A 25,029-nucleotide genomic window follows, 5' to 3' on the forward strand; every position below is an offset into this window, starting at 1 on the left:
ATTACTCCTCCATTTCTAAATCTATAAGTATTTTTGAGATTATTGTCTTTTTATATTTATTTACTATAGTATAACTTTCCTTAGAAAGAAAATAAGCCTTAACATATGTTTTATACATTGTTATTTCCTTTTCTAAAGTTTGATCTATTTGTTCTAAACACTCACCATCCAAGATTTGGTTCATTAAATCATATTTTTTTTCATCGATCATGCGAGATTTTCCTCCTTCAAAAGTTTCTGGAATTTCTTTCGTGCATAATGCAGTCTACTTTTTACACTGCCTAATGGTTTATTTAATTTTTTAGCAATTTCGTCATAACTTAAACCATCAATATCTCTTAGCTTTATAAGTATTCGATCTTCTTCTGATAAATTTTCCATAATTTTATTTATCTTATCCATTTCCATTTCATCTAAAACTTCATTAGATACATTAACGTCTGCTTCTGGTTGAATTCCTAATCCTTCTGAATAATTTTCAGTTAAATCAATATTTTCAACAGGGTTTTTAATCTTTTTTCTTATATAGTCTTTACCAACATTTATTGTAATTTGATAAATCCATGTAGATAATTTAGAATCTCCTCTAAATGTATGTATTCCTTTAAATATTTTATAAAAAACTTCTTGGAGAGCATCTTCTATTTCACTTTGATCGACAAATTTTTTTAATGTTACATAAATTTTTGGAGCATAAGTATTATATAATTCTTCAAAAGCGTTTTTATCCTTCTTCTTTAATTTTTCAATTAATTTTTTTTCATTCAAGAAAAATCACCTCTTTGTGGTTTTTTAAAATTATACCACAAAAGAGGCTGTTACATTCTTTTAGACTATAAATATTATATTTTGTTCAAATTCATTTAACTTCGAGAATTATATTTTGTAAATAAATATTTGTTAGATTTGATAATAATATTGGATTTTCAGGATCAGAAATATCGTATATGATAAGACCTTTTTCACCGTCAGCAACGTATAGATAATTATCTCTTATATATCCTCCATAACAAAAACCTTTGGTATTAACAGTTGAAAGTAATATTGGTTTTGATTTATTTGATACATCGATTAATGAAAAACCTTTTTCACCTTCGGCATAAAATACAACGTTACTTATAGGATCAAAATGAACTCTTCCCCATTCTGAATTAATATTTAATTTAGAAATTAATTTAGGATGTTTTTTATCCTTTACATTAATTATTTTTAATCCTTTATCCCCATCAGCAAGATAAGCTGTATCATTACTTACAACAACGTTATAAGCAAATCCTTCAGCATCAAAATAGCTTAGGAGTTTTGGAATTTTAGGATCTGACACATCAACTATTACAAATCCATCATATCCCATAGGAATATAAGCATAATTGCCATCTACAAAAATTCTTCCTGAAGACCCCTTTAATTCCAGGTAACTTAATGTGCTTAATGAATAATCGTCATTAATTTTTACAACTTCCATTCCAGAACTACCTTCTAAAATATATGCAATATTATTTTTGGCAAATATTGAGTAAACTTTTCCAAATGTTTTGAGTTTTGCAACTTTAACAGGATGATTAATATTACTTATATCTGCAACTATTACACCATTTATCCAATCTGCAATATATGCGTGTTTATCTCTAACATATAATCCAACAGCCCAACCTTCAGTATATACATGATTTATAATTTTTGGTTTTTTAGGTTCTGTAACGTCTATAATGTACATTCCAATGCCACTTCCGGTAGTATATACATATTTTTTATTTTCTTTTACGTTTTTTATTGATAATGTAGTAGAGTCTGATGTGATTAATGTTGATTCTTTAGTAATAACAGTGCTATCTACAGTTAAAGGAGTTGAAATTTCGGTAACTTCTTCTGTTATTAATAAAGGTTTTGTTGAAAAATTCCATATAGAGCTTTCTTTTGATTCATTCTCTGATTTCGCAACAACCTTCCAATAATAATCTTTTCCATAATCAACAGAAATATCATAGAATTGATAACCTAAATCTTGTGCAATTAATGATAGATCATTTGGATCTAATCCCAAATAAACATCAAACAAAGCTTCTTTACCATCGTATTTCCATTTTAAGGTTATATTGGTTTCTAAATTGGTAGCGTCATTAGTTGGAGTAGGATCAAAAGGTTTTCCTAACTCTTTTACGGATTTAGTCTGGAATGCCCAAATTTCTCCATATCTAATACCACCATGTCCATCTTTAGCAACAACTTTCCAATAATATCTGGCATCTTCTTTTAAATTTACTTCTAAGGTATTTTCTTCTATACCAGTTGCAAGTGGTTTCATTGTATCTATAGAACGTCCTAAATATACATCGTAATGAATTTTATCGCCATCAAGGTCTTCACATTCCCAACTTAAATTTGTAATAAGTGGGACATTGGTTTCACCATCAGCAGGTTTTGGATCATGAGGTTTTAATGGTATAGCATTTTCCGTACTAAATAACCAGATATCACTATCAGTTTTATGTTTTTTATCTTTAGCAACAACTTTCCAATAATAAGTTTTATTATAATTTAATACCTTAGAAAAAGAACTTTCTGTTAAATTTGAAGCTATAGGAGTTAATTTGTTTCTATCAGTTGATAAATATAAATCATAGGTTAGAGTATCACCATCAGGATCACTTGCAGTCCATGTAAACACAGTATTTACCGGAATATTTACAGCTCCATTTTTAGGAGTATATAAATCCGGTATTGAAGGGGGGTCATTTTTAAAAACAATTGGTAAAATAACGACACCCGTCATTACAACTATAAAAGCAGATATTGCAAGTATAATAAATTTCAATTTCAAATTAATCACCTCTATTATTTTTATTCAATATATTATTCTATAATAAAAAAATCATTCCTAATTTTATTTAAATAAATAAAAAAGCCAACCATTAGGTTGGCTTTGGTCGGGGCGACTGGACTTGAACCAGCGACCTTTTGCGCCCCATGCAAACGCGCTCCCATCTGCGCCACGCCCCGAGTCGCACACTATTATACCATATTTTATTTTTGTAGTCAATAATTGCTAATTTAAATATTAAAAATTTAGTTTGACTTTTTGAGAGGTATATAATATAATTTATTTGATAAATTTTTCCTATTTTTTAGGATATAAGGAAGTGTATTATATGAATGAAAATGATTATTTAAATTTTGAAATAAAATTAATGGGAAAATTATTGATACCAATTATATTTTTCATATTTATGTATATATCCTATGGTATATTTATTCAAGGATTTTTATCTACTGAAATATACACTTATTTTGGTATTAGTCCAAAAAACTATAATATTCTGAATGGTGCCATTTTTTTAGGTATGTTAATTGGAAATACTTTATATTCAGAAAAGAAAAAAAATAAAAATATATTTTTTAATGTTTCAATAATTCTTGTTTTGTTATATTCAATGATATTTTTTATAAATAATTATGTTTATTTTTTAGTTTTGAGATTATTAACTGGTATATGGTTTGGATACTTGTTTTTATATTTAAATAATTTTTACTTAGAATATAAACTAAGGGTTAACATAAAAGACATAACCTTTGGATGGGGAAGAGCTTTAGGAGCAATATTAGCTTCGATAGTTGCTTTTTATTTTTCTCAGATATTAAGTTGGAAATATGCTTTTTTAATGTTATCTACTGGAATATTTGTGATAATTGGACTTAAAAGTATGTCTTATATATATAAATTTAAGGATTTTAATGAGAATTCGTTCTATTTAAAAAATAAAAATATATTGATATACTCTATTTTATATTTTTTAGTAGGTACTAATTATTACACGTTATCAATGAATATAAAAAATATATTAATGATATATCTTAACGATTATATGTTATCAAATATTGGAATTATTATTTTTTCATTCTCAATATTAATTGGATATATTTTCTCTATCTTTTTATATAATAAATATAACATTTTTACACTTATGAAAGTGCTTACATTGCTCCTAATGATTATTAGTTTTTTTAGTTTATTTTTAGATAATGGTTATTATATTTTAGATTTTTTATCTCTAAATATATTTGTTCAAACAATTATATGGAATATATCATTGCACTATAGTTTCGTAGATCTTAATAAATTTAATCCCACCAAAAGTATTAAATTGATGTTGTTTATGCTAGCTTTAGGTGGAATATTTTATTCGATATTTACATATATTTTTTATGATAAATTATATGTTTTTGTTAATTCATATATTTTTTTTAATTCTATTTTATTATTAATATTATCCAAAAATTATCAAAGGAACAATCATTTCATGAAAAGATAATCCTCCGTGTTTTCCTTTAAGATGAACAAAAGAGCTGCCGTATTTGTAAACAAAACTATAGTTACTTTTTGAAATCATTACAAAATCTCCAATACGTTCTTTGAATGTTTTATTTAATTTATTTCCAAAAAGATTAAATTTTTCTGCTTCATCAATACTTATTAAATTACCATAATCTTTATAATTTGAGTTAAAAAAATCGGAAAATTCTTTTCTGTTTTTTGTATAAAAATACATCATTCTCATTTCTCCACCTGGGGGAACAGATAAATACTTAGAAATATCATCGTCATTAGAAAATCTTATTTCTTTGGTTAAAGGACTCTCAAGCATTCCATGATCTGCAGTTATGAGTATTATGGTATCTTTTAATATATCATCAGTAATTTTTTTAAGAAATTCTTCTTCTAACATCTTTAAAAACCAATATATTTGTGATTTATATTTATAATCTTTTGCACCATATTTATGTCCAATGCTATCAACATGCGAGTAATAAGCAAATTGATATGATTTATCGCCATTTTTTGAAAAGTCTATAAGTTTATCATAAACCATTCCAAATAATTCAACTAATGATTTATAGCCTTTTATATTGCTTCCATTATTATGTATTTTGCTTAATCCACTTCCAACAATTTCAGAATGTGTGTGAATAAATGTTTTTACATCTAAATCATTTAATGTCTCATGAATAGTATTCATTTTTAATATATCATTAACTAGATAGGGTTCAAATATTCCCTTTCCTCCATATAAAGGAGAAAAGTCTATCATATTAACTAATGAACCTAATTCTTTAAAAAATAAAATATATCCTAATATACCATGTTCAGCTGGTGATTTTGCAGTCATAAATGTTGTAATAGCATTAGCGGTAGTTGATGGAAATACAGAAGTTGCTGGTAAAAAATGTTTTTTTCTTAAAAGTGGGAATTCGTTTTTATGTTCTTTCAAAACTAATTTAAATGTATTATAACTCATAGCATCTATCAAAAATAAAATAACATGTTTTTTATTTTTGAAAGGGATAGGGTAAGGAGGATGAAAAGACTCTCCTCCAAAATTATCAATTATCCAATTAGAAATATTTAAAATAGAGTATTTTTCATAATGAGGTAGTATTCCTACACCTTCTATTTTATTATTATAAATTTCTTTTAATATATTTTTCCACATTTTATACACCTGCTTTCAATAATTAATGTTTTATATAAAAATAAGTATAACCATTTGGTGGAACAAATTCCTCTTTTATATTTTCAACAAATGAAATGCCATTTCCTTTTAAAATAAAATATTTTAATTTATCATGACTTTTTTCTGTACATTCTGCCCAAATTTCCACATCTCCATTTGGTAAATTCATAACATATCCTTTGATATCAAGTGTTTCTGCAATTTTTTTTATAAACCATCTAAATCCTACACCTTGTACTCTTCCTGATATAATATATTTTTTAGCAATCATAATAAATCCTCCTAAAAAAATATTTATATATATTTTACCATTTTTAATTTAACATCGTCAAATTTTAGCTTTTTTCTGGTATACTATACGTAAGAAATAAAAATTTTGAAAGGGGGAAGTTTTTGAATATGAAAATAAAATTACATTTGCTAACAGTTTTTTTGCTATTTTCAGTGTTGATAATAGCAAATTCCACAAATACGTTGTTTATAAATAGCTATGAGGAAGGTGTTAGCCTGATAAATTTTGAAAATGCATTAAATCCAAAGCTTATTGCGTCATATCCAAATATTTTAAGTATTAAAAATGTACCTGTTTTTTTCGATTCTAAAGTTACATCATTTTATGTTGATAATAAATATATGGTTATAGGATTAAAATCAAAAAAGATTTATTTTATCGATTTAGAAAAAAACACATCTCAAATATTTGAATTAAAAGATTATCCAACTCAAATAAAAAAATATGAAGATACTATTTATGTTTCTGTGTATAAAAGCGAGATTATTCCATTTAAAATAAGGGGAGATAAAGTAGTAAAAGGTTTTAGAATTAATTCTATTGGTGATACTTATGATTTTGAATTTGTAGATAATTATTTGTATGTAGCAGATGGAATAAAGGGTTTAGCAATATATTCTAAATCTAATGGATCATATAAGTATATGAGACATCTAAAAACTGGAGGGGATGTACAAAAAATATATATAGATGGTTCATATATATATACATTAGATGGAGCAAAAGGAATTTCTGTATTTGATATATCTTTTAAGTTATTGCCATTTCTTGTAAAAACAGTTGATACAGGTGGAGGAGTAAATGCAATTTTAAAAAATGGTAATTACTTATATGTAACAGATAAATGGTATGGGTTAGAAGTTTTTAATTTAAAGGATATTATTAAACCCTCAGAAGATAAAAACGAGAAAATTAAACCTGTTTTTCAACATTATACAGTTAATACTCCAATTGATTTAAAAATGTTAAATGATAATTATTTAGTAGTAACCGATGATTGGGGAGGATTGGAAATATATAATATATCTAATCCAAAATCTCCTGAGTTAGTTAAAGAATTTAATAATCATACTGATTTACAAGGATTATATATATCAGGAGATTACTTATATGCAGCCGATAAAAAAGATGGAATGATTGTGTTTGATATATCCAATCCTGAAAATCCAAAAGAAATAACTTCAAAGAAAACGTTAAATTTAAAATTATTACCTAGGAGATTAGAAAAAACCTTAAATGATGCTGTAAATATTTATGCTAATAATAAATATGCGTATGTTGCTGATAGACAAAATGGATTTACAATTTTTGATATTTCAAATATAAATAAACCTGTATTATTATCTAATTATGTTGATGTGAAGGAAAATAATAATGTTATTTTAGGATATACTAATAATTTTGTAATTGATGGAAACAGAGCTTATATTGCTGATGCTTATAAAGATTTAGTTGTTTTAGATATTGAAAATAAAAATAAGCCTCAAATATTGTCTATTAACAGGGTAACAGGAAGGGCTATGGATGTAGTTAAAAAAGGTGATTATCTATTTTTAACTACCGATGATGTTGGGTTCGAAACATTTAAAATAGTTGAAAATAAAATAAATCATTTATCTCCAAAGTTTAGAATAAATGGATTTGCAAAGAATATTGAAATAAAAGGAGATAAAGCTTATGTTGCAGTTGATTGGAAATATACTGTATTAAAGAATAATACTGTTCCTATAGGAAATCCGGGAGTCTATGTCGTCGATATAAATGATCCAGAAAATCCATTTATTGAAAAAGTTATAAATATTAATAATTCTGGAGTAGAAAAATTTAAGATATTTAATAATTTGGGATTTGCAGCTTTAGGTGAAGAAGGATTTGCAATTATTGATTTAAATAACGGAAAGATATTATCTATGATAAATACACCTGGAAATACTAAAGACTTATATGTAAAAGATAATTATCTTTATGTTGCTGATGGCAAAAATGGTTTAATGATATTTAATATTCAAAATCCAGAAAATCCAATATATGTAAAAAAATTGTTTTGGATGACTTTTGGGGAATTTAATAACTAGGGGATGAACATATGAATTCTTCTTTTCTTTTATTTGAAAATGATGATCATAAATTTATTCATTTGGGATTAGAAAGGTTGAATGTTGAAGGGATATTTACAAATCAATATTTAATAATTCATAATAATGAAGGATTTTTAATAGACCCAGGAGGCTCCCATGTGTTCTCCAGGGTTTTTTCAAATGTATCAAAATATATAGATTTGAGAAATATAAAAGGTGTTTTTTTCTCACACCAAGATCCTGATGTTGCTGCAGGATTGAGTCTATGGGATATTCATTTACCAAATGCTAAATATTATTTTTCTAGGTTGTGGGATAGATTTATGCCTCATTATGGAGTATATAACAAATCTAAAGTTTCTTTAATAGAGGATTATGGTGGAAAATATTATTTTGAAGATGGTGTGGAGTTACAATTTATACCTGCACATTTTTTGCATTCTTCAGGAAATTTTACACTTTATGATCCTACATCAAAAGTATTGTTTTCTGGAGATATTGGAGTTGGTATAATTCAACCTTCGTTTAAAAAAATATTTGTGGATAATTTTAATGAATATAAAAAAGAGATGGAGTGGTTTCATAAAAGATATATGTCTTCAAATAAAATTGTTAATATGTGGATTTCAAAGGTTGAAAACCTTGACGTTGAAATGATGGTTCCGCAACATGGATTGTTATTTAGAAAGAAAGAATATTTAGAATTTTTGGATTGGTTTAGAGAACTGAAATGTGGCGAGGATATAATAGGAAACATATATAATAGGGGGTAGAAAAATGTCAAATTCTATTGTTTTATTTGAAAATGAAAATCATAAATTTATTTATTTGGGAGTAGAAAAAAATAATTTAGAAAGTATTTTTACGAATCAATTTTTAGTAATTCATAATAATGAAGGAGTATTATTAGATCCAGGTGGAGTTCATGTTTTTCCAAGAGTACTTGCTAATGTTTCGGAGCATATTGATACAGATAATATAAAAGCAATATTTTATACTCATCAAGATCCAGACGTTTCTTCAGGAGTTGCTTTATGGAGTTCAACTTTAGAAAATGCAAAAATTTATATTTCTGGATTGTGGGAAAGATTTCTACCACATTTTGGAGTTTTTGATTCTTCTAGTTTGGTACCTATTGAAGATAAAGGAGGAGAAATAAAATTTTCAGATGGAGAATCTTTAAAAATAATACCTGCACATTTCTTGCATTCTCTTGGTAATTTTTCATTATATGATCCTATATCTAAAATATTATTTTCTGGGGATATTGGAGTCGGTATTGTTCAACCTTCTGAAGAAAAAATCTTTGTAGAAGATTTTGAAAATTATATAGAATTTATGAAAGGATTTCATCAACGATATATGGCATCCAATGTTGCTGCAAAAAAATGGGTGAATTTAGTTTCTAAACTTGATGTCGAAATAATGACGCCGCAGCACGGTTTATTGTTTAAGAAGAATGAATATTTAAAATTTCTAAATTGGTTTAAAGATTTAAAATGCGGAGTAGATATCATTGATAAAATTTATTAGGAAGTGAAAAAATGAGTAATAAAAATATAAACAATTTAAAGAATACAATCGAAAAAATTTCGCAAAGTATATACCATGAAAATATTTTAACCTCATTTATAGAAAATTTGGATGAAGTTTTAGGCAAAAGATTTGAAAAAGCTAGTAAAATAACAAATGATGTGGGACATAAAATAATTGAAACAATTGAAAATACCACAGATATTGCTCATTCAATAGAAGATATGTCAAAAAACAGTAGTATAGAAAAAAATAAAGTTTCTGAGCTTAATAAAAATATCATAAATAAATTGCATAATGTTGGTGGAAATTTAAATCAGGTAAAAATAGATGTTTCTGAATCTATTAATTTAGTATCAAACGCTTTAGAAAGTTTTGATGAGGTTAAAGAAATAACTAAGAATATAAATAAAATAGCTAAAAAAACAAATATGTTGTCTATTAATGCATCTATTGAAGCAGCAAAAGCAAAAGAACATGGTAGGGGTTTTGCTGTTGTAGCAGAAGAAATACAAAAATTATCAACAGAAACAAATGAAAGTGCAAAACAAATAAATGATAAGATAAGGAATCTTTCAGAAGAAATAGAAACTGTATTAGAAAAAATAAATTACATTTCTGAATTATTTGAATTAGTTGCAGGAGTAACTGAAGATTCTTTAGATATTCTTGAAAAGAATGAAAAGTTTTTGGATGAATTGGTAAGTTTATTGGAATCGAACACATTAATTTTGGAAGAAAATATTGGAAATTTAAGTATGTCTAAAGATGATATAATAAATTTAATAAATACAATTTCAATGCTTAATGCTGTAATAAAAAATGTTTTAAAGATGCAAAAAGATATAAAAAATATAAAAATATAGCAGGGAATTTTATCCCTGCTATATTTTTATAATATAATAGTTCTCATTATATCTGCTAATTCTATAAAGGATTCTTTTAATGAAGCGCCACCAACTAATCCACCATCAATATTTGGTTTTGTGAATAATCCAAAATAATTATTTGGTTTTACACTACCGCCATATAAAATGGTAATTGAATCAGCTGTATCTTCGTCATAAATTTCCGATAATAATTTTCTTATATATGCATGGACTTCTTCTGCTTGCTCTGGTGTAGCCACTTTTCCTGTACCTATTGCCCAAACTGGTTCATAAGCAACAATTATTTTTTTAGCTTCATCTTTGTTTAAACCGTAAAAACCTTCTTTTATTTGTTTTTCTATAACATTAAATGTTAAATCTTTTTCTCTTTCTTCCAATTTTTCACCTATACAAAATATAGGAGTTAAATCTTTCTCTAATGCTTTTTTTATTTTTTTATTGATAAGTTCATCTGTTTCTCCAAAAATATTTCTTCTTTCAGAATGTCCCAGTATTACATAATTCACACCTATTGCTTTTAACATATCTGCTGAAATTTCACCTGTAAATGCTCCTTTATCTTCAAAATGCATATTTTGTGCAGCAACGCTTATATTTGTACTTGCAGTTAAATCAACGGCTTTTTCTAAAGCCAAAAATGTTGGAGCAATTATTACATCAAACTTTTTTTCTTTTCCTATAGTAGCTGTTAATTTTGAAATAAATTCAGCAGCTTCTATATTTGTTTTATTCATTTTCCAATTACCAGCTAAAATATATTTTCTTTTATTTATTTTTTTTTTGGAAGCTATGCTTGCAATACCAGGTAGCTCTTTACCTTCCAAGAATTCTAATGAAGCGCCTCCACCTGTTGAAACATGAGAAACTTTTCTTTCAAGTCCAAAAAGTTCTATAGCAGCTGCACTATCGCCACCACCTATTATTGTTGTTGCGCCTTCTTCTGTGATATCTGCAACCATCATTGCAACTTCTTTTGTTCCTGTTGCAAAATCTTCTATTTCAAAAACGCCCATAGGTCCATTCCATACAACTGTTTTTGCACCATTTAACTTTGACTTAAATAATTCAATACTTTCTGGACCAATATCTAATCCCATCCATCCATCTTCTATACCATCATCAATTTTTACTATTTTTTTCTCAACGCCAGCTTCTAATTTTTGAGCTACTATAGCATCAACTGGTAAAACAATCTCAACACCCTTTTCATTAGCTTTTTCTAACAATTCTTTAGCTAATTCCACCTTATCTTCTTCAAATCTTGAAGAACCTATTTCTTTTCCTAAGGCTTTTAAGAAAGTAAACATCATAGCGCCGCCAATTAAAATCTTATCTGCTTTTTCTAATAAATTGTTAATAACTCCTATTTTATCAGAAACTTTTGCACCACCTAAAATTACTACATATGGTTTTTCTGGATTTGCTGTAGCTTTGGATAAAAATTTAATTTCTTTTTCCATTAAAAAACCTGCTACACTTGGAATAAATTGTGCAATTCCTACATTTGAAGCGTGAGATCTATGTGCAGTACCAAATGCATCATTTACATGGATATCTGCTAAATCTGCCCATTGTTTTGCTAACTCTGGATCATTTTTTGTTTCACCTTTCATGTATCGTGTATTTTCTAATAATAATACTTCACCTTCATTTAACTCTTCGACAGCTTTTTTAACATTTTCTCCAACAACTTCTGGAACAAATTTTACTTCTTGCTCCAATAATTCTCCTAATCTTTCTGCTACTGGCTTTAATGAGAATTCTGGTTTAGGTTCTCCTTTAGGTCTTCCTAAGTGAGATAATAATATAACTTTTGCACCTTCTTTTAATGCATGTTTTATTGTAGGTAATGCTGCTTTTATTCTTTTATCATTAGTAATAACTCCATCTTTCATTGGAACATTAAAATCTACTCTCATTATAACTTTTTTACCTTTTAAATCCACATCTTTAATAGTCATTTTATTCATTTTCATACCTCCTTATCATTTCTTTCAAAAAAGGGGACTTATAAGTCCCCTTATTTATCTTTTATTATTAAAGTAATTCATACATTCTTTCTGCTAAATCTACAACTCTTGATGAATAACCATATTCATTATCATACCATGAAGCAACTTTTACCAATGTTCCATCCATTACTTTAGTCAATGTTGCATCAAAAATGCCAGCAAAAGTTGTTCCAACTATATCTGAAGAAACAATCATTTCTTCATTGTAACCTAAAATACCTTTTAAGTAAGTTTCTGATGCTTCTTTCATTACAGCATTTACTTCTTCAGCAGTTGTAGCTTTTTCAACAACAACTGTTAAGTCTGTGATTGAACCATCTGGAGTTGGAACCCTTATAGCCATACCATCTAATTTTCCTTGCAATTCTGGAATAACAATTCCTACAGCTTTTGCAGCACCTGTTGTTGTAGGAATAATATTAACTGCAGCAGCTCTTGCTCTTCTTAAATCTGAATGTGGTAAATCTAAAACTCTTTGGTCATTTGTAAATGAATGAACTGTGGTTAATAATCCGGATTTTATACCAAATTTATCATTTAATACTTTAACTACAGGAGCAATTGAATTTGTTGTACATGATGCATTTGAAACTACAACATGATCTTTTGATAATAATTCATCGTTAACTCCTAAAACAACTGTTAAATCTACATCGCCTTTTGCTGGAGCAGTTATAATTACTTTTTTAGCTCCTGCTTCGATATGTGGCATAGCTTTTTCTTTATTTCTGAAAACTCCTGTTGATTCTATAACAATATCTACTCCTAAATCTCCCCAAGGTAAGTTTCTTGGATCTCTTTCTGCAAATACTTTAATTTCTTTACCATTAACAACAAATCCGCCTTCAACAACTTCTACTGTTCCATCAAATTTTCCGTGAACACTATCATATTTTAATAAGTGAGCTAAAGTTTTTGGATCTGTTAAATCGTTTATAGCAACGATATCAAAATTTCCTCTTTTCATCATTTCTCTAAATACTACTCTACCAATTCTTCCAAAACCGTTAATAGCAATTTTAATACCCATTTTAAAAACACCTCCTGAATTATAATAAATTGTTATATTTTTCTCTAATTGTATTATATACCTTATATTTAAAGGTTATATTTTTCATATTTAAAGTTTTAAAGTTGATTATATTTAAATATTGTTAATTACATTCCTAAATTTAATCCACCTAAATATTTTTGAGATATTTTTTCAGTTTCTTCTTCTTTAAACTGTTTAGCTTTTTCAATTGCTTCATTAGTAGCAGCAATTATCATATCCTTTACTATTTCGAATTCTTCATCAGATAATTCATCAGAAATAAAAATATCTTTTACTCTTAAATCTCCTGTAACTATAACCTTTACTACTCCGCCACCGCTTGTTGCATCAAATTCTTTTAAAGCAAGTTCGTTTTCAAAAGCTTTCATTTCTTGTTCCATTAATTCTTGAGTTTTTTGAGCCTCTTGCATTAATTTCATAATATCATTTTTTTTTCCACCAGAAGATTTTAAGCTTCTTCCACCTAAACCTCGAATTTTTTTAGCCATTTCTTTCCCCTCGCTTTTATATATTTGAAATATTGTTTATTACCTATTATCAGTTATATTATACCATAAATCTCAAATTTTAATGATTATGTTTAAATAAATTAAAAAATCTCATTTTCATATGAAAATTTTTTCATATCTATTAAAAAACCCTCCAGCATTCACTGGAGGGTCATATTATTATCATTAATATGCTGGCATATCAGGCATTTCTGGAGCTTTTTCTTCTTTTGGTTCATCAACTACTAATACTTCAGTTGTCAATAACATTGAAGCGATAGATGCAGCATTTTGAACAGCACTTCTTGTAACTTTTGCAGGATCAATAATACCTTTTTCAAACATATCAACAAATTCATCATTTAATGCATCGTAACCATAAGATACTTCGTCTTTTGCTAATACTCTATCAATTATTATAGCACCATCAACTCCTGCATTTAATGCGATTTGTCTAATTGGAGCTTCTAAAGCACTATATACAACTTTAGCACCTATTTTTTCGTCACCTTCTAATTCATCTAATAATGGAGCTACAGCTTTTTTAGCTCTTAATAATGTCACACCACCACCAGGGACAATTCCTTCTTCAACAGCTGCTCTTGTTGCTGATAAAGCATCTTCTATTCTGTGTTTCATTTCTTTTAATTCTGTTTCTGTTGCTGCGCCAACTTTAATTACAGCAACACCACCAGCCATTTTTGCAAGTCTTTCTTGTAAAGTTTCTTTTTCATATTCTGAAGTTGTATTTTCAATTTGAGCTTTTATTTGTTTAATCCTTTCTTTAATATCTTCTTCATTACCTTTTCCACCAACGATTATGGTGTCATCTTTTCTTACTTTTACAACATCTGCTCTACCTAAGTCATTTAAAGTTACATTTTCTAATGTTAAACCAACTTCTTCGCTAATTACAATGCCACCTGTTAAAATTGCAATATCTTGTAACATAGCTTTTCTTCTGTCGCCAAAACCTGGAGCTTTTACAGCTACAGATTCTAATGTTCCTCTTAATTTATTTAATACTAATGTTGATAATGCTTCACCTTCAACATCTTCTGCAATAATTACTAATGGTTTACCTGCTTGTGCAACTTTTTCTAAAACAGGAATTAATGGTTTAACTGTTGATATTTTCTTATCTGTAATTAAAATATATGGATCTTTCATTATTGCTTCCATTTTTTCTGTGTCTGTTACAAAATATGGTGAAATATAACCTCTATCGAATTGCATACCTTCTGTAAAGTCAACAAATGTTTCCATAGTTTTCGAATCTTCTACAGTGATAACTCCATCTTCTCCAACTTTATCCATAGCATCAGCAATCAAGTTTCCAATTTCTTGATTATTTGCAGAAATTGCAGCAACATGTGCAATATCTTCCTTGTTAGATAATTTCTTACTCATTACTTTTATTTCTTCAACAGCTTTTGCAGCAGCTTTTTGGATACCGTTTTTCATTAACATTGGATTAGCACCTGCTGCTACGTTTTTTAAGCCTTCTCTAATCATTGCTTGAGCTAATACTGTAGCTGTTGTTGTACCGTCACCAGCGACGTCATTTGTCTTAGAAGCTACTTCTTTTACTAACTGTGCACCTAAATTTTCAAATTTATCTTTTAATTCTATTTCTTTAGCAATTGAAACACCATCATTTGTTATTGTTGGTGAACCCCAACTTTTTTCTAATACAACATTTCTACCTTTAGGACCTAAAGTTATTTTAACAGCATTTGCAACTTTATCTACACCTCTTTCAAGAGCTCTTCTTGCTTCTTCTGAAAACATCATCATTTTAGCCATTTTACAACACCTCCTTAGTCTTCATATTTTGCTAAAATATCATCTACGTCAATTAAAATATAATCTTCATCGTCTATCTTAATTTCTGTTCCTGAATATTTTGCGAATATTACATAATCACCAACATTAATATCAACATCATCATCTAAAGTACCCAAAGCTACGACTTCAGCTCTCATAGGTTTTTCTTTAGCAGTATCTGGTAATACAATACCACCTTCAGTTTTCTTTTCTTCCACAACAGGTTTTATCAATAATCTGTTACCAAGTGGTTTTACTGTCATTCAAATCACCCTCCTTATTCTTAATTTTTCTATTTTTAGCAGTCAATATATTCGAGTGCTAATTCCTATTGATATAATACCTCTTCTCGAAAAAATATTCAAGTCTGATTATACATGATTATTTGTAATTATATACGAATAAAATAATTTAAATAGAAAAATCTCAATTTTTCTTTATATTTCTTTTTTTGACCAAATAACTTCGTTATTTCTATCGTCATATATTTCTTTTATATCCTCAGGAACAGTTAAGTCATTAGAAAATTCTTGCAAAACTTCAATTATTAAATCTTTGGGCAATGAAGATATTACCCATAAATCACTTAATAAAATTCTATTATTGTTTTTTACAGGAGCTTTTATTATTGAACTTTCTATAGCTTTTAAAAATATCGATAAATCTTCTTCTTTATAAAATCCTTTTCCAGTATCAGCACCATAGTTAATTGGCATTTTATCTCCTCCTTCACAATTTTAAATTTTTATCACTCATATTATATCATTGATTAATTGCTTTTAAATTAACTATATTTACATAAAACTTTTTTAAAGCAATAATATAGAATATCTATAATATAATAAGAGAGATTATGATTTCTAAAAAGCAGGAGGTCTTTTATGTACTTATATCAATATAAAAAAAATACTATAAAATATGAAAAATATAATGAAAATGATTATATTGTTCTCAAATTTCCTGTTAATTATTCTACACATTATGAAGAAAATAAAAATGTTTACGTACATTTATTTGAGCCTTACAAAATTCATGGAGATATAATTTTTTTACACGGTATAGGCAATAATAATATTCCATATTTAGAATGGTATGCGAGGTTTTTTAAAACACAAGGCTACAGAACATCAGTAGTAATTTTACCATACCATCTTAAAAGAACTCCAAAGGGAATGAATGGTGGAGATCCTTTTTATTCAGCAGATCCTGATAAATGCGTAATAGAGTTTCATAATGCAGTAAAAGATGTTAGAAGGACAATAGATTTAATTGAAAGTTTTAATGATTTTAATAAAAATAATCTATCTCTTTTTGGGGTTTCTTTTGGAGGTATTATAGGAACAATGACATTGGCATTGGATAAAAGGATAAAAAAAGGTGTTTTAATGATCACAGGAGGCAATTGGAGATGGATTAATTTTCATTCTCCATATACTTATAAAGTGAGAGAGGAATATAAAGCAAAAGGAAATGCATATGGATGCAATTCGGAAGAATTTTGTATAAATCATTTTAGAAAAGATCCTGTAAATTTTGTATCTAAAAATTTCCAAAGAATAGATGATATTTTTGACAAAGCTCCAATTCCATGCTATTCGTATGATCCAATATCTTTCGCCAAATTTGTTAATCAACCTATTCTTTTTATTAGAGGAATATTTGATAAAATTATTCCCAAAGAAGCTACAGATGATTTAATTTCACTTTTACCCAATGTTTCGGTTCAAAAAATCCCAACAGGTCATAAAAGCAGTATTTTATTCAAAAGATTGGTCGGAAAGAAAATTTTAAATTTTTTACAAAAAAAATAGTGTTATTTTAAAAAGATAAAAAATACTAATATTAAATCAAATAATTTATTTTATTATATGCACCTGGTATATCTAAAACTTTTTCGACTTTATCTATCGAATTTTTTATGGCCTTTTCAATGTGATAATTGTTTAAAATATAATGAATAAAAAATCCATCAAAAATATCTCCCAATCCGGTTTTACATTTTGCAATTTTACCATTTGAATTATATATTTTATTATTAAATTTTACACCTTTATTTCCTTGTTTTATTAAGTCACAATTTCTATATTTGCATTCTTCCTCTGTACCTAATATAAATGCATTTTTAAAAATATTTTTTGCTATAAATGGTCTTGGTCCTATGTCAAAAAATACTTTTTTATAATTTAGTTTTTCAATATTTTTTAATTCATTTTTTGATATTTCTGTGGTTATTATTGCTACATCAGATTTTTTTTCTAAATTAGAATATTTGCTATCATTGATTTTTCTTTCAATACCAATAGGGTTATCATTCTTAGATATAAATATTGCTGTTTTCTTTTCTTTTACTTCAATATCTTTAAATGGAACTATTTCTTTCAAATATTTACCTTTTAAATCATTTCCTATAAAACCATTAAAAGAAATCTCATGACCCAATTTATATAATAAATAGGCTATATTAAATCCAGAACCACCAGGATTTTCAATTATTTCAACTTCATGTGGTTTTTCCCCATAAATATAAACATCATAAAATATAGCACCGTAAATATCTATTTTCATATTATCACTCCAAAAGCATTTGCTTCGCAAAATTTAAATTCTTTTATAAAAAATTTTTTAATATTTACTTTTATTTATTTTCAGGATGTCCAAAAAGTTAAAATCACTCAGACAGCTCGATTGCATATCTTTAAAAATTATTCATAAACATATTTTTAATGCAAGCATTAAAAATAGATAAAGGTTTATATTAAAAATATAATTTAATACATGTTTAAAACAAATAGGTATTTTAATTTATAAGATTTAATTTTTTTCGCGAAGCGATGCTTAGGCAATCTTCGAGTCTTCGTTTCTTTTATACTTTTTGGACATTCTATATTTGTAAACAAACTTAATAGCCTCCTTAAAAGGAGGCTGTAAATATTTTAGAAATTATTGTTCTGGCCATTTTGTTATAACTGCTTTTCTTGCGTTGCTCTTTTCTTCAGGACTTAAGCCCCAATTTCCATTATAAATAGCGCCTTCCCAGTCGCCATAAATTGGATTTGGTAATAAGATGAATTTTACACCATATTCATTTTTAAATTGATCAACTAAAGAATTTCTTTCTTTTAATCCCTTATGTCTGAATACTGATGTGAAATCATTTAAATTATCTCCCATTAATAATACAATTCTATGATCTTTCTCTACCATTTTTCTTCTTGGTTCTTTATCGGATGTATCAGTTCTTAACAAGACATGATCATCTGTAACTTGAGGAAATCCTAAAGCTTTTAAATTCTTCATAGTTCCTTCTTTTACAGCAACTTTTCTATTTGAGATATAATATACATCTGCACCTTTTTCAACAACATAATTCAAAAATTCTACAGCTCCAGGTAATGCCGTTGCTTGTGCTGCATTACACCAATCATTCCAACCCGTTGGGTATGCATGATTTGTATCAATATGTCCTGCATCATATGGACTGTTATTTAAAATAGTTTCATCAATATCAACTATAACTGCTCTTTTCATTGGATCATTATTATTTGCTAAATCATTATCAAAAACCATTTTTGCAACATTGAATGCTTGATAAGCCAAAGCTTTCATTTCTCCAGATGTTTGATACCAATCCATTGCTAAAACCATTTGTTCATTTAAATCTTTTTGCGTATATTCTGGGGTTAGTCTTAATACTTGACCAACAACAATAAGATTTGGGTTTTGAATGTTGTTGTATTTGATCAATTTATCAACACTTACACCTGTGGTTTTAGAAATTTTAGATAAGCTATCCCCACTTTTTACTACATAATAATCTGTATTTGCAAAAATCAAAGCAGAAAATAAAACTGCTACCAATACAATAAGAACTTTTTTCATACTTCACCCTCCTCATAAATTTTTTGTATTAAGTATGATATCAAAAAAAAAATAAAAATGCAATGGTTATATTAAGTTATAAAAAGATATAATAACAAAATAAAAAGAAATATCTATAATTTTAGATAAATATCATATTTTTGGAAAATATGATATAATTAAAACAAGAGGTGATAATATGACCAGATATGATTTTATAGCAAATTTTTATGATATTCTTCTTTACCCATTAGAAAAATCTACAATGAACGATTTTAGAAAAAAATTTGTTCCAAAAATTGAGGGTTACACATTGGATTTAGCTGTTGGAACGGGTCACAATATAGAATATTATCCGCCAAACTCTCATGTTGTTTTAATAGATAAAAGTATAGAAATGCTAAAAATAGCTAAAGAAAGATCTAAAAAAAGAAATGATCTTACACTTGAGTTTGTGCATTCTTCTGTTGAAGATTTATCCTTTAAGGATAACACTTTTGACACCATTTTATCCATAGATGTATTTTGTTCAGTAAAAAATCCTTATAAGTCTATGGAGAATGTTAAAAGAGTATTAAAACATGGTGGAAAAGGTATTTTTGTAGAACATGGATTAACTGGACAATTATTACAGGATATTGTTTTATATTTAACCAATATACTGACATATCCTACAGTTGGATCATCTATGGTTAGGAAACCTTTAGAATATATAAAACATGCAGGGTTTAAATTATTAGAATATGGACATCTTAAACATTCGTTTTATTATTTTCTTGTAAGAAAGGAGTAAAATATGAAATATGAAATAGTATATTTTGATTTAGACCATACTTTGTTAGATTTTGAAAAATCAGAAAAATATGCATTATTTGAAATTCTTAAAAAATTTAATATAAAACCTAAAGAAAAATATTTAGAAATTTATAAACCTATAAATGAAAAATGGTGGAAATTATTTTCTGAAGGTAAATATCCTAAAGAAGTAATTGTAGTTGAACGTTTTAGAGATTTTTTTGCCGAAATAGGGTTAGATTCAAAAATCAATAGTAGTGTAGCATCTGAATTATATTTAGAAAAGCTTTCGCATCTTGCTTTTTTCTTTGATGGTGCAAAAGAGTTTTTAGAAAAATTAAAGAAGCGAAAGCAAAGGATGGCGGCAATTACGAATGGGGTAGAAAAAGTTCAACAGGGAAGAAGTAAAGCTTTGAATTTACATAAATATTTTGAATTTATTTTAACTTCGGAAAAAGTTGGGAAACCAAAACCAAATCCATTAATTTTTTACGAAGCATCGAAAATTTCTGGAGTTCCTATAAAAAAGTCTGTTTATATTGGAGATAATCCTGATTCAGATTATTTAGGGGCTAAGAATGTGGGTATGGACTTTATACTTTATGATCCGGAAGATAAACATAATTTAGATTGTAAAAAAGTTAGAAATTATGATGAATTATTGAAGATATTAATCTAAAAAGGAAGAGCAGAAGCTCTTCCTTTTTTTGTTTGTTATATTTTAAATTGTTTAATTAATTCATTGAGCTCTCCACTTAATTCTGATAACTCTTTCGATGCCTTTGCAACATTTTCGAAATCTTTATTTTGTTCTGCTATTTCATTTTTAAATGATACAACATCTTCTGAAACACTTAAAACTGCTTTATTAGCTGTATCAGTTGCCGCTGCTATTTCTTCTGTTGACGCTGTTTGTTCTTCAGCTGAAGCTGCCGTATTATCAATCATCATCGAAATTTGTTCTATTTTATCTGTAATACTTTCAAATTGCTCCGCAATTTGAAATACCATCTTATTTGTTTCTGTAATACTTTCTACTACATTTTCAGTTTCTTTATCAACCTCTTTTGCACTTTCTTGAATTTTACCTAATATTATTGCTATCTCTTCTGTTGCTTTTTTACTTTCTTCTGCTAATTTTCTTATCTCATCCGCAACAACAGCAAACCCTTTACCAGCTTCTCCTGCTCTTGCAGCTTCTATTGCAGCATTTAATGCTAATAGATTTGTTTGTTCTGTAATTGAATTTATTGTTTCAACAATTTCCTGAATATTTGCCGTTTCATTAGCCAGTGATTTTACTGTTTTTGCATTTTCTTTTGCTTTTTCATTTACATCATTTATTTTTTCCTTTACTTCTTCTACGTTCTTAGCACCTTCTTTTGCCAATTTAGAGGTTTCTGTTGTTCTTTCCATAACTTCTTGAGTAGATTTAGAAACGCTTTGTGCAGCTGCAGCTATTTCTTCTACTCCTGCTGTTGTTTCTTCTAATGATGATGATGCATCCTGAACTTTGGCATTAATTTCTTCCACTTCAATAAAAATATTTTGATTTACACTTGCACTTTTATCAATGGCAGAAGATACTTCTGTTAACATCTGAATCAATGTTTCTGATGAATCTTTTACTTTTTTAACAAGCAATGCAAGAGATTCTATAGTTTGATTCATTATTTGGGCTAATTTTCCTAATTCATTCTTAGAATTTAATTCAACTCTAACATTTAATTCTCCTTTTCCAACTTTTTCCATTTCTTGAGTCATCCTTGAAATTGGTTTTACAATACTATTATTGACAAACATTATTCCGATTATAAATGCAAGAATTATGATGATTCCAAAAATTAAGATATAAATATATGTTTCTTTCCACACAGTATTTTGAATGACAGCTTTAGGTATTGCAGTATATACTGTCCAACCCAATTCTGGTATTTTATAATAAAAAGCAAGTTTAGTAACATTATTATATGTATATTCAACTACACCACTATTATCATTAGCTTTTGTAAAAAATTCCATAGAGCTAACATCAGTTCCCCATTTATCAGGATCTTCATGAATTAAAGTTATCCCTTTTTCATTTATAATATATGGAACCTCTTCTTCAAAAAGCTGATCTCCCAAAAACGAATCAACTAAACTTTTTATTGATAAATCAATTCCTAAAACCCCTACGATATTTCCGCTTTCATCACTTACTGTTTTGGATACTGTAATAAGTATTTTCCCACTGGAAGCATCTGCATATGGTTCTGAAACAACAACATTTCCAGGTTTAGCTATAGCGGCTTTATACCATGGTCTTCCAGTGGGATCATATCCAGCAGGCAATTCAACATCGGGTTTCATAAGCATTGTTTTGTCTTTTAATCCAAGATAAACAGCATCATAGTTTTTATAATTTTTTATAATATTATCAAAAGATTTTAACATCCAAGTTCTTTCATCATATTTGTTATCAAAAGCTCCTCTAACATTTGCATCAGTTGATAACATATTTGCCATATCAAATATGGGTTTAAAATATGTTTTTAAAATTTCCGCACGATTTTTTGTTGAAAATTCCAAATGCCCTGTAATGTTATTATATGTTTTGTTATAATTTTGATATGTACTGATAATAGTAAAAACAACCATAGGAATTACAGAAATTAAAATAATTATCCATATCATTTGACTCTTCAAACTTTTCATATTTCCCCCTCCTTTTTGTTTTCAGCAATGTAATATTATTATACCATAAATTTAACATTTTACAAAAAAACAGCAAGAGATCAAATCTCTTGCTGTTTTTCAAATATTTTTGCTATAAGAAGCTATATATAAATTTCTCATCCATTTAATGTCGTCTTCTGAAAGTTTATGACCTCCGCCCATTAATTCGACATTATATGCGATATTAGCACTTTTTTCTATTATTTCTGCAGCAATTAATGCTTCTTTTAAATTTCTTCCTATAGAGACTATTCCATGATTAGCTAACAATATGCCATATACTCCAAGCTTAAATTTCTTTACAGCTTCAAGAGCTAAATCGAGTGTTCCAGGTAATTTATATTCTGCAACAGGTATATCTCCGCCTATTATTTGTGCTTGATCTTCAATATAACATGGCACTGGTTTTCTTAATGCAGAATAAATAGACGCATATAAACTGTGTGTATGAACTACTGCTTTTATTTCAGGGAAATTTTTATAAATTTCCAAATGTAAAGCTTTTTCACTTGATGGCTTTAAACCATCAATATGTTTTTCTGTTTCAAAATCTAGAGTAGAAATATCTTCCTCCTTTAAGATATCATAAGGAACACCTGATGGAGTTATATAAACTTTATTATCAACTCTAATACTTAAATTTCCCCAGGTTCCTTTTATCAAACCTTTTTTCTCTAAATAAGTAATGCCATTTATAATTTCACGCTTCAAAAATACCACCTACCTATTATTGTATGCTTTTACAGCTTCTGCCAAGATATATGTAGCTAATTTAAGTTTTTCGCTTTCTAAAACATATGCTATTCTTATTTCTTGCAAACCGGAATTTGGTGTGGCATAAAATCCAGTTAAAGGAGATACCATAACAGTGGTATTATCAATGCTAAAATCTGTAAGAACCCATTTTACAAATTCTTCACTGTTATCAATAGGCAATTTTACAGATACATAAAAAGCACCTTTTGGTTTTTGGAATATAGCACCTTCAATTTTTGATAATTCTTCATATACAGCCAATCTTCTCTTATCATATTCTTTATACACTTCATTAATATAAGACTCATCCATTTCTAATAATCCTATCGTTCCTAATTGAGCAACCATAGGAGGACATAATCTTGATTGAGCCATTTTCATAACTTGATTATATAAGTCTTTATTTTTGGTAGCGAAAACTCCTACTCTCGCTCCACATGCACTATATCTTTTAGAAATGCTATCAACAACTATTGTTCTATCATATTCTTCAAAAGCCATTGTAGAGATGTGTTTTGTTCCATCGAATGTGAATTCTCTATAAACTTCATCCGAAATAATAAATAGGTCATGTTTTTTAGCAAAATCAACAATTCTTTTTAATTCTTCTTCAGAATAAACGGCTCCAGTTGGATTAGAGGGATTTGAAAAAATAATTCCTTTTGTTTTATTGGTTAAAACTTTTTCAAAATCTTCTGTAGGAGGCACAGCATAACCTGTTTCCGGTAATGCTCTAACAGGAACGAGTTTTACATTTATCATTTCTGCAAAACCTTTATAATTAGCATAAAATGGCTCAATTACGATAATTTCATCACCAGGATCAGCAATTGCACCCATAGCAAATATAATTGCTTCACTACCACCATTTGTAACTATTATTTCTTCTGGTGTAAATGGAATATTATGCTTGTTGTAATAATTGGAAAATGCTTCTCTTAATCCTAACAATCCAGCGGAATGAGTATATGCAACAACCTCTGGTTTGCTCTTTTTTTCAATATAATCAAAAAAAGCTTTTGGAGTTGCAATATCAGGTTGTCCAATATTAATGTGCAACACTTTTTTCCCAGCTTTTTTTGCTTGTTCTGCATATGGAATTAATTTTCTAATTGGTGATGCTTGCATGTTTAACACTCTTTTTGAAAAGTTCATTTTATTCCCTCCTGTGAAATAATTTTCTCGATATTTAATTTTACCATAAATGTTAAGAATTTT

24 protein-coding genes and 1 tRNA gene are annotated in these 25,029 nt (G+C 27.6%); 8 read left to right on the forward strand and 17 right to left on the reverse strand.

Going from position 1 to position 25,029, the window contains the following annotated elements; genetic code table 11:
* Position 1 precedes the first annotated feature (1 nt).
* The 4 genes from ACZ5CK_RS07560 to ACZ5CK_RS07575 all read right to left on the reverse strand — a co-directional run bounded on the left by ACZ5CK_RS07560 (position 2) and on the right by ACZ5CK_RS07575 (position 3,000).
* Positions 2–211, reverse strand: coding sequence for a hypothetical protein (locus ACZ5CK_RS07560; RefSeq protein ID WP_464581214.1), 210 nt, complete (start codon positions 209–211; stop codon positions 2–4).
* The gene (locus ACZ5CK_RS07565; RefSeq protein ID WP_464581215.1) at positions 208–768 is read right to left on the reverse strand and encodes a sigma-70 family RNA polymerase sigma factor; all 561 of its coding nucleotides are present in this window, start codon (positions 766–768) and stop codon (positions 208–210) included. The genes ACZ5CK_RS07560 and ACZ5CK_RS07565 overlap by 4 nt, the downstream gene beginning before the upstream one ends.
* A 91-nt stretch (positions 769–859) precedes the next feature.
* Complete coding sequence (locus ACZ5CK_RS07570) at positions 860–2,821, reverse strand: hypothetical protein (RefSeq protein ID WP_464581216.1); 1,962 nt, start codon at positions 2,819–2,821, stop codon at positions 860–862.
* A gap of 103 nt (positions 2,822–2,924) precedes the next feature.
* A tRNA-Pro gene (locus ACZ5CK_RS07575) sits at positions 2,925–3,000 on the reverse strand.
* Positions 3,001–3,149: 149 nt separating this feature from the next.
* Here ACZ5CK_RS07575 and ACZ5CK_RS07580 point away from each other — a divergent pair.
* Positions 3,150–4,310 carry a hypothetical protein gene (locus tag ACZ5CK_RS07580; protein WP_464581217.1) on the forward strand — a complete coding sequence of 387 codons (1,161 nt, stop codon included), beginning with the start codon at positions 3,150–3,152 and terminating at the stop codon, positions 4,308–4,310.
* Here the strand turns inward: ACZ5CK_RS07580 and ACZ5CK_RS07585 are convergent.
* Complete coding sequence (locus ACZ5CK_RS07585; RefSeq protein ID WP_464581218.1) at positions 4,266–5,489, reverse strand: alkaline phosphatase family protein; 1,224 nt, start codon at positions 5,487–5,489, stop codon at positions 4,266–4,268. The two genes, ACZ5CK_RS07580 and ACZ5CK_RS07585, sit on opposite strands and share 45 nt — an antisense overlap.
* Positions 5,490–5,511: 22 nt before the next feature.
* A complete protein-coding gene (locus ACZ5CK_RS07590; protein WP_464581219.1) occupies positions 5,512–5,781 on the reverse strand; it encodes an acylphosphatase in 270 nt (89 codons plus the stop codon).
* A 128-nt stretch (positions 5,782–5,909) separates the two neighbouring features.
* On the opposite strand from ACZ5CK_RS07590, the gene ACZ5CK_RS07595 reads away from it, so the two are divergent.
* From ACZ5CK_RS07595 to ACZ5CK_RS07610, 4 genes are read left to right on the forward strand one after another with little or no spacing between them, the layout of a single operon-like run.
* Positions 5,910–7,877 carry a hypothetical protein gene (locus ACZ5CK_RS07595; protein ID WP_464581220.1) on the forward strand — a complete coding sequence of 656 codons (1,968 nt, stop codon included), beginning with the start codon at positions 5,910–5,912 and terminating at the stop codon, positions 7,875–7,877.
* Positions 7,878–7,888: 11 nt separating this feature from the next.
* Positions 7,889–8,653, forward strand: coding sequence for an oxygen-binding di-iron domain-containing protein (locus ACZ5CK_RS07600; protein ID WP_464581221.1), 765 nt, complete (start codon positions 7,889–7,891; stop codon positions 8,651–8,653).
* A gap of 4 nt (positions 8,654–8,657) precedes the next feature.
* Positions 8,658–9,413 (forward strand): oxygen-binding di-iron domain-containing protein, encoded by a 756-nt coding sequence (locus ACZ5CK_RS07605; protein ID WP_464581222.1) that lies wholly within the window; start codon positions 8,658–8,660, stop codon positions 9,411–9,413.
* A gap of 11 nt (positions 9,414–9,424) precedes the next feature.
* On the forward strand, positions 9,425–10,279 hold the full coding sequence (locus ACZ5CK_RS07610; protein ID WP_464581223.1) for a methyl-accepting chemotaxis protein: 855 nt from the start codon (positions 9,425–9,427) through the stop codon (positions 10,277–10,279).
* A 26-nt stretch (positions 10,280–10,305) separates the two neighbouring features.
* On the opposite strand, the gene tpiA is transcribed toward ACZ5CK_RS07610, so the two are convergent.
* The 6 genes from tpiA to ACZ5CK_RS07640 all read right to left on the reverse strand — a co-directional run bounded on the left by tpiA (position 10,306) and on the right by ACZ5CK_RS07640 (position 16,400).
* On the reverse strand, positions 10,306–12,273 hold the full coding sequence (gene tpiA, locus ACZ5CK_RS07615; RefSeq protein WP_464581224.1) for a triose-phosphate isomerase: 1,968 nt from the start codon (positions 12,271–12,273) through the stop codon (positions 10,306–10,308).
* 67 nt (positions 12,274–12,340) lie between these two features.
* Positions 12,341–13,345, reverse strand: coding sequence for a type I glyceraldehyde-3-phosphate dehydrogenase (gene gap / locus ACZ5CK_RS07620; protein ID WP_464581225.1), 1,005 nt, complete (start codon positions 13,343–13,345; stop codon positions 12,341–12,343).
* A gap of 128 nt (positions 13,346–13,473) precedes the next feature.
* Positions 13,474–13,857 (reverse strand): YbaB/EbfC family nucleoid-associated protein, encoded by a 384-nt coding sequence (locus ACZ5CK_RS07625; RefSeq protein ID WP_464581226.1) that lies wholly within the window; start codon positions 13,855–13,857, stop codon positions 13,474–13,476.
* A 186-nt stretch (positions 13,858–14,043) separates the two neighbouring features.
* Positions 14,044–15,663, reverse strand: coding sequence for a chaperonin GroEL (gene groL, locus ACZ5CK_RS07630; protein WP_464581228.1), 1,620 nt, complete (start codon positions 15,661–15,663; stop codon positions 14,044–14,046).
* Positions 15,664–15,677: 14 nt separating this feature from the next.
* Positions 15,678–15,947 carry a co-chaperone GroES gene (gene groES / locus ACZ5CK_RS07635; protein ID WP_464581229.1) on the reverse strand — a complete coding sequence of 90 codons (270 nt, stop codon included), beginning with the start codon at positions 15,945–15,947 and terminating at the stop codon, positions 15,678–15,680.
* Between the two features lie 174 nt (positions 15,948–16,121).
* Positions 16,122–16,400 carry a hypothetical protein gene (locus ACZ5CK_RS07640; protein WP_464581231.1) on the reverse strand — a complete coding sequence of 93 codons (279 nt, stop codon included), beginning with the start codon at positions 16,398–16,400 and terminating at the stop codon, positions 16,122–16,124.
* A 165-nt stretch (positions 16,401–16,565) separates the two neighbouring features.
* Between ACZ5CK_RS07640 and ACZ5CK_RS07645 the strand changes: the two genes are divergently transcribed.
* The gene (locus ACZ5CK_RS07645; RefSeq protein WP_464581232.1) at positions 16,566–17,495 is read left to right on the forward strand and encodes an alpha/beta hydrolase family protein; all 930 of its coding nucleotides are present in this window, start codon (positions 16,566–16,568) and stop codon (positions 17,493–17,495) included.
* A gap of 31 nt (positions 17,496–17,526) precedes the next feature.
* Here ACZ5CK_RS07645 and ACZ5CK_RS07650 read toward each other — a convergent pair whose 3' ends face one another.
* Both ACZ5CK_RS07650 and ACZ5CK_RS07655 read right to left on the reverse strand, forming a co-directional pair.
* Complete coding sequence (locus ACZ5CK_RS07650; RefSeq protein ID WP_464581233.1) at positions 17,527–18,249, reverse strand: carbohydrate kinase family protein; 723 nt, start codon at positions 18,247–18,249, stop codon at positions 17,527–17,529.
* A gap of 375 nt (positions 18,250–18,624) precedes the next feature.
* Positions 18,625–19,563 (reverse strand): 5'-nucleotidase, lipoprotein e(P4) family, encoded by a 939-nt coding sequence (locus tag ACZ5CK_RS07655; protein ID WP_464581234.1) that lies wholly within the window; start codon positions 19,561–19,563, stop codon positions 18,625–18,627.
* Positions 19,564–19,741: 178 nt separating this feature from the next.
* On the opposite strand from ACZ5CK_RS07655, the gene ACZ5CK_RS07660 reads away from it, so the two are divergent.
* Together ACZ5CK_RS07660 and ACZ5CK_RS07665 are read left to right on the forward strand one after the other, a co-directional pair.
* Entirely contained in the window at positions 19,742–20,335 is a 594-nt protein-coding gene (locus tag ACZ5CK_RS07660; RefSeq protein ID WP_464581235.1) for a class I SAM-dependent methyltransferase, read from the forward strand.
* A 3-nt stretch (positions 20,336–20,338) separates the two neighbouring features.
* Positions 20,339–21,016, forward strand: a complete 678-nt coding sequence (locus ACZ5CK_RS07665) for a YjjG family noncanonical pyrimidine nucleotidase (RefSeq protein WP_464581236.1) — start codon at positions 20,339–20,341, stop codon at positions 21,014–21,016.
* Positions 21,017–21,051: 35 nt separating this feature from the next.
* Here the strand turns inward: ACZ5CK_RS07665 and ACZ5CK_RS07670 are convergent, their stop codons facing one another.
* The 3 genes from ACZ5CK_RS07670 to ACZ5CK_RS07680 form a co-directional block, all read right to left on the reverse strand.
* The gene (locus tag ACZ5CK_RS07670) at positions 21,052–23,034 is read right to left on the reverse strand and encodes a methyl-accepting chemotaxis protein (RefSeq protein WP_464581237.1); all 1,983 of its coding nucleotides are present in this window, start codon (positions 23,032–23,034) and stop codon (positions 21,052–21,054) included.
* Positions 23,035–23,133: 99 nt separating this feature from the next.
* Positions 23,134–23,766 carry a class II aldolase/adducin family protein gene (locus ACZ5CK_RS07675; RefSeq protein WP_464581238.1) on the reverse strand — a complete coding sequence of 211 codons (633 nt, stop codon included), beginning with the start codon at positions 23,764–23,766 and terminating at the stop codon, positions 23,134–23,136.
* Positions 23,767–23,775: 9 nt separating this feature from the next.
* The gene (locus ACZ5CK_RS07680; protein ID WP_464581239.1) at positions 23,776–24,966 is read right to left on the reverse strand and encodes a pyridoxal phosphate-dependent aminotransferase; all 1,191 of its coding nucleotides are present in this window, start codon (positions 24,964–24,966) and stop codon (positions 23,776–23,778) included.
* Positions 24,967–25,029 lie beyond the last annotated feature (63 nt).

It is taken from the genome of Marinitoga okinawensis, assembly GCF_055387075.1.